Source organism: Dehalococcoidia bacterium (genome assembly GCA_022449765.1).
In the GTDB taxonomy this organism is placed as follows: Bacteria; Chloroflexota; Dehalococcoidia; order Lucifugimonadales; family Australimonadaceae; genus UBA2963.
On record JAKUPZ010000004.1, the window covers coordinates 107,654 to 116,850 of the forward strand.

Annotated in this window: 8 protein-coding genes; 6 read left to right on the forward strand and 2 right to left on the reverse strand. The window is 43.5% G+C overall.

Annotation, left to right across the window (positions count from 1 at the left end):
* The first annotated feature begins 33 nt into the window (after nt 1-33).
* The 4 genes from MK127_03095 to MK127_03110 are packed head-to-tail and all read left to right on the forward strand — an operon-like array spanning nt 34 to nt 4,224.
* The gene (locus tag MK127_03095; protein ID MCH2531785.1) at nt 34-1,278 is read left to right on the forward strand and encodes a Gfo/Idh/MocA family oxidoreductase; all 1,245 of its coding nucleotides are present in this window, start codon (nt 34-36) and stop codon (nt 1,276-1,278) included.
* 24 nt (nt 1,279-1,302) lie between these two features.
* Nucleotides 1,303-2,556, forward strand: a complete 1,254-nt coding sequence (locus tag MK127_03100) for a Gfo/Idh/MocA family oxidoreductase (protein MCH2531786.1) — start codon at nt 1,303-1,305, stop codon at nt 2,554-2,556.
* A gap of 26 nt (nt 2,557-2,582) precedes the next feature.
* Nucleotides 2,583-3,665, forward strand: coding sequence for a hypothetical protein (locus MK127_03105; protein MCH2531787.1), 1,083 nt, complete (start codon nt 2,583-2,585; stop codon nt 3,663-3,665).
* A gap of 13 nt (nt 3,666-3,678) precedes the next feature.
* On the forward strand, nt 3,679-4,224 hold the full coding sequence (locus tag MK127_03110; GenBank protein ID MCH2531788.1) for a hypothetical protein: 546 nt from the start codon (nt 3,679-3,681) through the stop codon (nt 4,222-4,224).
* Here the strand turns inward: MK127_03110 and MK127_03115 are convergent.
* Nucleotides 4,214-5,017: a hypothetical protein gene (locus tag MK127_03115; GenBank protein MCH2531789.1), complete on the reverse strand. Its 804-nt coding sequence runs from the start codon at nt 5,015-5,017 to the stop codon at nt 4,214-4,216. The two genes, MK127_03110 and MK127_03115, sit on opposite strands and share 11 nt — an antisense overlap.
* A gap of 165 nt (nt 5,018-5,182) precedes the next feature.
* Between MK127_03115 and MK127_03120 the strand changes: the two genes are divergently transcribed.
* A complete protein-coding gene (locus MK127_03120; protein MCH2531790.1) occupies nt 5,183-6,700 on the forward strand; it encodes an ethanolamine ammonia-lyase reactivating factor EutA in 1,518 nt (505 codons plus the stop codon).
* 47 nt (nt 6,701-6,747) lie between these two features.
* Nucleotides 6,748-8,034, forward strand: a complete 1,287-nt coding sequence (locus MK127_03125; GenBank protein ID MCH2531791.1) for an MFS transporter — start codon at nt 6,748-6,750, stop codon at nt 8,032-8,034.
* Here the strand turns inward: MK127_03125 and MK127_03130 are convergent.
* The gene (locus MK127_03130) at nt 8,012-8,956 is read right to left on the reverse strand and encodes a hypothetical protein (GenBank protein ID MCH2531792.1); all 945 of its coding nucleotides are present in this window, start codon (nt 8,954-8,956) and stop codon (nt 8,012-8,014) included. The two genes, MK127_03125 and MK127_03130, sit on opposite strands and share 23 nt — an antisense overlap.
* Nucleotides 8,957-9,197 lie beyond the last annotated feature (241 nt).

The following is a 9,197-nucleotide window of genomic DNA, read 5'->3' on the forward strand; positions in this document are numbered from 1 at the left end:
TTTAATGAAATTAGCATAGAGGTACCGAAAATTATGGCGAATACGAAACAACTAGGCCTAGCAATGGTTGGCATAGGTGTAGGTGGAACGGAAATGCTTCCGGCAATGGAGGCAATGCCCGAATTAAAGTTAGTTGCAGGATGCGATATAAACGAGGAAATACTGAATGAATTTAGCGCTCGTTACAACGCAAAAGGGTACGGCGATTACGATCAAATGCTTGCTGATCCCGAGGTCGAAGCCGTCTGGGTGTCTACTCCCAATCGCTTCCATGCCGAACATTCAATAAGAGCAATGGAGGCAGGGAAACATGTTGTAGTAGAAAAACCAATGGCATTAAACATAGAAGATGCCAAGAAAATGGTAGAAACTGCCAACCGAACAGGAGTGAAATTCCTCGCAGGTCATACTAGGTCATTCACACCTCCAGTTAGAACAATGTGGAAAATCATTCAATCAGGTGAAATAGGGAAAGTTAGGGCGATCAATACTTTTGCATATACTGATTGGATGCTACGCCCTCGTACATGGGAAGAGTTAGACATGGACCAAGGCGGAGGATTACCAATGCGTCAGCTTCCCCACCAGATTGACAGCGTAAGACTACTGGGAGGAGGGATGGTCAAAAGCGTTAGAGGCTCTACTGGGCAATGGATGCCTGAGCGACCAATCCCTGGGTACTACACTGCATTCCTGGAATTTGAAGACGGAACCACTTCTTTGGTTTGCCATAACGGATACGGCTATGTAATGGGCGCTGAGTTTGTGACTTGGGGCCATGATCGCCAGCGGTATACTTCTGACGAGCGAGTTGAGGTTCGAAGGCAAATGCGTGAGGGAATTAGAGATGAAGGTGCAGACAAACAGGCCCTTCGTATTGGGGGGATGCAAGAGAGAGAGATATTCAAAGCAGAAAATGATGAGGTTTGGGTACCAGAAGATTTAGGCCTATTACTTGTAAGTTGCGAAAGAGGAGATATCCGACATGGACCTTCAGGATTAATACTCTACAACGACACTGGGACTCACAATATCGATCTGCAAATTGATCGTGATATGGGACCTGGGTATCGTAGGGCAGAACTTGAAGAATTATATGATGCGGTCGTAGAAGATCGTCCTATTTTCCACACTGGAGAATGGGGGTTAGCTACATTAGAAGTAGTTTTAGGCATAATCCAATCCGGGCAAGACCACAAAGAAATTCAAATGCAATACCAAGTACCAGTTCACGAGAGGTATGGGGAAGCTAGGAATTTCTCACCAGTATCACTATAGAATTTTTGTAAAAGGGAGCCAACTATGACAAGCGAAATTAAACCTTTAAAACTTGGGGTAATAGGGGTAGGTGTAGGCGCAGCAGAAATGCTACCTCCAATGGAGCGTGCTTCGTATATTGAGTTATTTGCAGGTGCTGACATTGACCCTGATGTCAGAGAGCGATTTAAATCTAGGTACCCAAACGCAAGGGTCTACGCCAGCGCAGAAGAACTAGTATCTGACCCTGATGTTGAGGCAGTCTGGATTTCAACCCCCAACCGCTTTCATGCCCCGATGACCATATTAGCTGCCAATCATGGAAAGCATGTCGTCGTAGAAAAACCAATGGCGCTTGATATGAAGCAAGCTGAAGAAATGGTTGAGGCCTGTGAGAAAAACGGAGTGAAACTAGTTGCGGGTCATACTCAAAGCTTTCAACCTCATGTTCGGCTAATGAGGCAGATTGTTGCCTCGGGTGAGTTGGGCCAGCTTGGTGCAGTAAACGCTATTGCATATACCGACTGGGTAATTCGACCACGTACCGCAGATGAACTCGACCCCAATCAGGGAGGAGGGCTGGTCTATCGGCAGACACCTCACCAAATAGATAGCATTCGATTAATTGGCGGAGGTAAAGTTCGAAGTGTACGAGGCGCATACGGGCAATGGATGAAGTACCGCTCTATCCCAGGTTATTATTCTGTTTTCCTTGAATTTGAAAACGGCGTTACTGGAGTAGCAATCCACAATGGATATGGATATTTCGTTGCTTCAGAATTAGTGCCATGGGGCGATGCCAACACTAGGTATACACCTACAGAACGAAATGAAATACGTAAAGCAATGGCTGCAGGTACTAGGCCTGAAGATGCTGAAAAACTCTCACTACGAATTGGCGGTGAAGCCGAGCAAGCAATCTTCCGCAGCGCAAGAGGCCCAGAAAACTGGAAGCCTAATGATCTTGGTATCGTCATAGTAAGCTGTGAATTCGGAGAACTGCGTCAAGGCCCTGAAGGTCTTTATAAGTACACAGATGATGGGTTAGTAGAATTAATGGTTGATTCAGACCCCCTACACCGTGATCAAGAATTAGAAGAACTTTATAATGCGGTACGACTTGGTCGGCCAGTCTTCCATAGTGGAGCATGGGGCATGGCTACTCTCGAGGTTGGTCTTGCTATAAATGAGTCTACCAAAACACATAAGGATATTGTTCTATCACATCAGATAGAAATGCCTTCTGAATATGACCAAGAATACAAAGTCGAAGTGCTATCGGAAAAAAGGATCTATTGATCTAGGTCTTTAAGAAAGGATTACTTATGACTATAGCTGTTTCACATGGTGGTGGCTCTAATATAATTGAATCTTCAAATCTCTCCTCTGAATTACTGGTTGGATCAATTGATGGAGTTATTCGACTGGCAAAAAGAGGCTCAGATTGGATAGTTAGCGAAAAAACACTTGAGGGTAATCATGTTCACGCTTTAGTTCAAGAGCCCCAAAGTGGAATATGGTTCTGCGGGGTCGAAAAAGGTGGGATATTTGCAAGTGAGGACGATGGTCATACATGGATTAAACGTGATGTTGGCTTAGCACATACCAATGTCTACAGCCTTTCCGTGTCTGCAAAAAATGGCAAAACTTATATTTACGCTGGAACAGAACCCGCCCATCTATTTGTAAGTGACGACCTAGGGCTTACATGGATTGAAAAGCCTGCGTTACATGGCCAAGAAACAGATGCATGGAAATTTCCTGCACCTCCCCATGTTGCACACCTGAAACATATTAGCTTCCACCCTGCGAATCCTGCGATTATTTTCGCAAGCATCGAACAGGGAGGATTGTATCGTTCAGATGATGGTGGTGATTCTTTCGAAGAAATCAAGGGAATGTATAACGACGTCCATCGCTTGATTACAAATCCAGATGATCCTTCCCGAATGTTTGTTACAGGGGGAGAAGGGCTATGGCTTTCAAAAGATACTGGTCTTAGCTGGGAAAATATATTCAGCCGAGGGAGTGAATATGGGGGGTACCCAGACCAACTTGTTTTTCAACCAAGTAATCCAAGCTGCATGATCGTCACTGCAGGGCAAAAAAGCCCAGGCCAATGGCATCGCGAAGGAACGGCTGAAACAAGAATTTCTCGAAGTACTGACGCAGGAGAAACTTGGGAAGTAATTTTAAATGGGCTTAATGACAAGCTAACTCCTAGCATTGAGGCAATGACTTTAGAGGAATCTAATGGAGTAGTACAAATTTTTGCAGCAACATCTCACGGAGAGCTATTATGGTCTGAGGACGCGGGAGAATCTTGGAATTCATCTGCCAACGCTTTCCCTCCTGTATCAAAAGGCAATCATTACGAGGCTTTCCAAAGGGATGTTCGCCATTCTTAACAAATAAAAACTTATGACAAACGAAGAACTATTAATCACAGTAGTGCGCCTTTTAGGCGCACTATTCGTTTTGAAATGGGCAATAGTTGGCTCAATAATAGCTATTGCCGTAGATTTCTCAGATTTGTTTGTAATGAATTTGGTAGATCTTGGAGGAGTACGAAACTACCAAGCGTTAGATAAATGGTTAGACCTAAGCTACATGGTGACGTTTCTGTATGTGGCAATGAAGTGGAATAGTAGGCTTGCGCGCTTAAGCTTAGGCTTATTTACTTTTCGCATTTGTGGATTATTACTGTTTGAAATAACGGGAAATCGATGGATATTACTTGCTTTCCCTAATTTTTTTGAATTTTATTTCGTAATAGCTGCAATCGTCTGGAAAAAAGAACGGCTCCAATTCAACAGCAAATTAATCAAAGGATTTATGTTAATGCTGTTTCTTTTAAAAATGTTGCAAGAATTCGTCTTGCATGGTGGGCGGTGGCTTGATAACTACAGAGCAACCGAAGTAGTCATAAATTTATGGCAAATCGCTACAAAATCACTCATGCCTTAAGCAAGTTTAGAAGTTGCTCATGCAACAAACTATTTGATGACAATGAGCTGCCTGTATGAATAGATACCTCACCTGCAAGATCAGAATATTTTCCGCCTGCTTCTTGGATGATTGGTAGTAATGGTGCTGTATCCCACACATTCATTATCGGATCAATCATTGCGTCAAGCCGGCCTGTTGCCACTAAATAATGCCCATAACAGTCTGACCAGCCACGATACTGCTTAATTAGCTTCATTATCTCGGAAAAATTAGCATACATCCCTAATGATCGGAAATCTAAAATATCCGTAGAAGACAACGTGGCATCAGAGAGAGACGCTGTTTGTGATACTCGTGCAGGCGATGTTTCAAAAGAATTATTCAACCCGTCAACTCCAATAGCAAATTTTGCTCCTTCGTCCTTTGCGGCAAAAATAATTTCTTTCAATGCTGGGAAATAAATAACACCTATTTGCGGTTCATTGTCTTTTTCTATACCTATCATTGTGCCGAATAATGGAACCCCACGGACAAAAGATTCCGTGCCATCAACAGGGTCAAGGTACCATTTGTATCCTGTAATCCCTGTTTTTTCACCGTATTCCTCACCCAAAACAGCATCATCAGGGCATTCAGAAAGTAATCTATCCCTGATCATTTCTTCAGCTTCACGGTCGGCCCTAGTTACAGGAGTCCTATCCTCCTTAAACTCAAGGCCAATTTCTGTTGACTTAAAATATGCCATTGAATGCCTACCAGCTTCCAATGCCAGCCGAATTGCGAAGTTCAATCTTTCAGTAATTTCGTTCATTTGGTCTTAGTCTACGCTTATATTCTCTAACAATAGTACCTTAATATTAACTTTTTCCTTGCTGCTTGCATCATGTAAGCATAATATTGTCCTAATCCAACTGCAGGGTTTACTGAACTACAATCATGTAGAAGTGAGCTGCTGCGTCTACTTGAAAGGCACATCATGCATGACGATCCATGGGAGCACGGTCATTACGGGGAAATAGATGAAATTGTATTCGGTTCCATCGCAGACGATGGATTTCCAATAAACCCTGACTGGCTTCGACTAACCAGTGTAGGCATAGATATAGGCTCTTCTACGTCCCACCTCATGTTTTCCAAATTAGTTATGAGACGCAGAAGCACTGAAATGTCGAGTGAATTTGAAGTTGTATTCCGTGAAATCGTTTACAAATCCCCTATTCTCCTCACTCCTTATTCAGATCCGGACACGATAGATACTGAAACATTAGGGAATTTCGTTACTACGAGTTATGCAGAAGCTGAATTAGAACCAGATGACATTGACACTGGGGCAGTAATTTGTACGGGGGAAGCTGTTCGTAAGCATAATTCCGAGGCAATAATTCGAATGCTTGCTGCTGCCGGTGGAAGATTCGTATGTGCTACAGCAGGACCAAACCTTGAAGGAATACTCGGAGCACACGGTTCCGGTGCAGCTGCCCGATCATTGAAAATTCGCGCTGGAATGAATGTTGATATGGGTGGGGGTACTTCCAAAATAGCAATTGTGAAAGATGGAAAAGTGGCAGAGACCATGGCAATTAATGTCGGTGCTCGGCTTATAGCTTGGGACAGTGACAATATCGTTGAGAGGATTGAAGAAGCTGGTCGAGTAGTCGCCGAAAATGTAGGTGTAACTGTAAAAATTGGCCAAAAAATAGAAGACGACGACAAAGCGAAAGTCGCTGAAAAACTTGCGGATATTCTGTTTGAAGCGTTAGCACGAGAGTCGTATTCGCCTTTGGCTTCTGACCTAGTGATATCCGGACCTTTAGAAATAAAAGACCCTCTCGATGAAATAGGCTTCTCAGGTGGTGTTGCTGAGTATGTATACGACTATGACACTGAAGACTATGGAGATATGGGTCCTCTTCTCGGCGCAGCCGTGCGCAGTAGATTGCCGAAATTAGGAGTTCCTTTAGCTGGAAGTTCTGAGCGAATCCGCGCAACGGTAATCGGCGCATCTCAATACACCGTCCAAGTGTCTTCCAGTACTGTTTTTGTTTCAAACAGCGAGCTTTTGCCTCACTTAGATCTTCAGGTTGTTCCAGGGTATTTACCTGACGATCCCAACGATTTAACAAGAGAGGCAGTAGAACAAGCGCTTGCTGAGAGCTTCGAAAGATTGGACATAGCACGTCAAGAAATAGCCAAGCCCATAGCAATAGCTCTCCTTGGCCCAGTAATACCAACATACGATTCGATCAAAGCCATATGTGATGGCATAGCAACCGCACTGGAGCCTATGAAAGAATTCCCTTGGACTATTGTCCTTAGTGCAGATGTTGCAGGCTTAGTAGGTTCTATGTTGAAAAATGAACATAAAGTCGAGCAAGATGTCATAGTAGTTGATGGAATAAACGTAGGCGAATTTAATTTCATTGACTTAGGGGAGCAACTTGAATCCGTCGAAGCTATTCCAGTTGTGGTTAAGTCCCTTGTATTCGAAGGGTAATTGAAATTGACGCGTAATACTTATTGGGCAAAGGGCTTCTTTACTAATTGAGGAAGAAATCCCCTCTTATTAGGACGTCAAAACCGTTTTACGGATGGTGGATAGTTCTATCCACCATTGCCTTTCACGGGCTATCTGGAGCAGCATTCGGGTTTACCTTCGGGCAGTATTTGCTCCAAATAGAACGTCAATTCGGCTGGAGTAAATTTGCAATTTCTAGTGCATTTTCTGTATCGCAACTTGCCGCTGGAATATTAAGCCCTATCCATGGTTGGCTCTTAGATAAATTTAGCCCAAAGATCGTGACGCAAGCCGGGATTCTTTTATTTGGAGGAGGGTTTCTAATTCTACCTCTAGCGAATAATTTCACCTCGTTCTTTGCAATAATTTTCATCATGTCTATAGGTACGAACCTTGCGGGGTGGCTTACCTTGACTACCGTAATAACACGATGGTTCCAAAAAAGCAGAGCGTTAGCTCTTGGCCTTAGTTCAACTGGGATAGGGCTGGCTGGGGTTCTTTCACCTATCATTGCCTGGTCATTAGTAACTCATGGTTGGAGACCTACTGCATTTGGCACTGGTGTCGCAGTATTGATAATAGGGCTGCCTCTAGCCCATCTTTTGCGAGGATTCCCAGAAGATCATGGGATGAAACCTGATGGGATTTTACTTAGTGAGGATCTTTCGACAGATAATATAAGCAATGAGGAATTTGACTCAGATTTCCTCGTTTCCGAAGCTCTAAGGGATAGAAGCTTCTGGTTCATATCTCTCGGTCATGGAATAGCATTAATCTCAGTATTTGTAATGCTCGTGCACTTCGTCCCATTTCTTGTTCAAAATCACGGATGGCAAGAGACTTCAGCTCAAGCCATGCTCACAGTTGTTACGGTAACAAGTATCATAGGGCAAATCGGTGGAGGTTTTTTAGGAGACAGATATAGCAAAACACGTATAGCAGGATTATGCATGCTCGGACATGGAGTTGCTATGCTAACGCTGGCCTTCGCATCAAGTGGGATAGTAATTGCTATCGCTGCTCTACTACACGGACTGTCTTGGGGAACCAGAGGTCCACTAATGATGGCAATGAGAGCTGATTTCTATGGAAGGAAGCATTTTGGGAAAATTGCAGGGTATTCAAACATAATGGTAATGTTCGGTCCATTAATTGGACCAATATTCGCTGGGGCCATTAGTGATCAATATGGAGATTACAAAATAGCGTTTTTGACAACCGGAATAGTAATAGGTATTAGTTCTATTTTCTTCTTCCTAGCAAAAAAGCCTACCAAACCCACTCGAAGCTTTAAATTGCCTTCAAACTATTGATGGGCTGGAGGCCATCAATTGCTATCATCCACTCAGCAGAGCCGTTGCTTTGTACAAATACTTCACCACCATGGGTTCCTGCAAAAACAGATCCTTCAGGATCTACAGCTAGTGCATCAACTGCCTCAGTAAGGCCATTAGCCATAATTGATTCCCATTTTTCACCATTGGTACTTCTGTACACTCGCGCATTCGCACCTTCAGGTCTAGTTCTCCAATTACGTGGACGTCCCGCAGTAGCCGAAGCGTAAATACATTCAGGCTTAGAAGGGTCGTTAGTAATGGCAATAGTATATAAGTCACCTAGGCCATCAGAAGAAGATTCCCATGATGTTGCAGCGTCATTTGAGCGAAAGAATCCCACTCCAGTAACTGCATAAATATGATCAGAATTTCCTGGTGCTGCCACTAACCCATGGATGTCAGGATGCATGTTTTCTCTAGCCTCGCTCCATGTTTGCCCTCCATCAAAGCTGGCCATTACACCTCCTACTTCTACGCCCACATATATATGTGCAGGATCAGTAGGAGATATCACTATTGAGCGAATATTAGGAAGATGCGGTGATACCGGAAAACTCCATGACCAAACAGTTGGCAATTCACGAAAACTTGTTAATTCTGTGTACTTATTTTCACCCGGAAGTTTACGGTATACATAGGCGCCGTCTGTCCCAACGTACACTGTTCCTTCAGATGAAATAGCAACGCAACGTGCGTCTACATCGGATAATGCGTTCGTCCATGTAACCCAATTGTCATTGCTTTCAAATACACCACGCTCAGTTGCTACAATTGTGGTACCTTCAAATTGGCTGATGTCGTCAATCCGAATACCTTCTAAAGCCTTAGTTGCTAATGCCCACTCGTTACCATAACGTTCTATGCAGACTATCCCGTCGTTAGTGCCAATTGCTAACATACATCACCTCATGGTCTTGAGTCCGGCAACTATAGCATGATGTTGCCTATTGTGCTTTACTACACCCGTCATAAAAGCAACACATTAAGGAGGTTGCATCTTGTCAGAGCAAAATAAAATTATCATTCGAAAACTTTACGATAATGCCTACAATCATGGCCTAATTGGCATTATCGATGAGATGGATTCTCCAGAAGTAGAGTTGCACATCGCTGGCATACCAGAAGACCCTTTTGGCCCA

Excerpts from the sequence above, each read along its gene's own strand:
- MK127_03095 (MCH2531785.1), top strand. The coding sequence starts at position 34 with ATGGCGAATACGAAACAACTAGGCCTAGCAATGGTTGGCATAGGTGTA.
- MK127_03100 (MCH2531786.1), top strand. The coding sequence starts at position 1,303 with ATGACAAGCGAAATTAAACCTTTAAAACTTGGGGTAATAGGGGTAGGT.
- MK127_03105 (MCH2531787.1), top strand. The coding sequence starts at position 2,583 with ATGACTATAGCTGTTTCACATGGTGGTGGCTCTAATATAATTGAATCT.
- MK127_03110 (MCH2531788.1), top strand. The coding sequence starts at position 3,679 with ATGACAAACGAAGAACTATTAATCACAGTAGTGCGCCTTTTAGGCGCA.
- MK127_03115 (MCH2531789.1), bottom strand. The coding sequence starts at position 5,017 with ATGAACGAAATTACTGAAAGATTGAACTTCGCAATTCGGCTGGCATTG.
- MK127_03120 (MCH2531790.1), top strand. The coding sequence starts at position 5,183 with ATGCATGACGATCCATGGGAGCACGGTCATTACGGGGAAATAGATGAA.
- MK127_03130 (MCH2531792.1), bottom strand. The coding sequence starts at position 8,956 with ATGTTAGCAATTGGCACTAACGACGGGATAGTCTGCATAGAACGTTAT.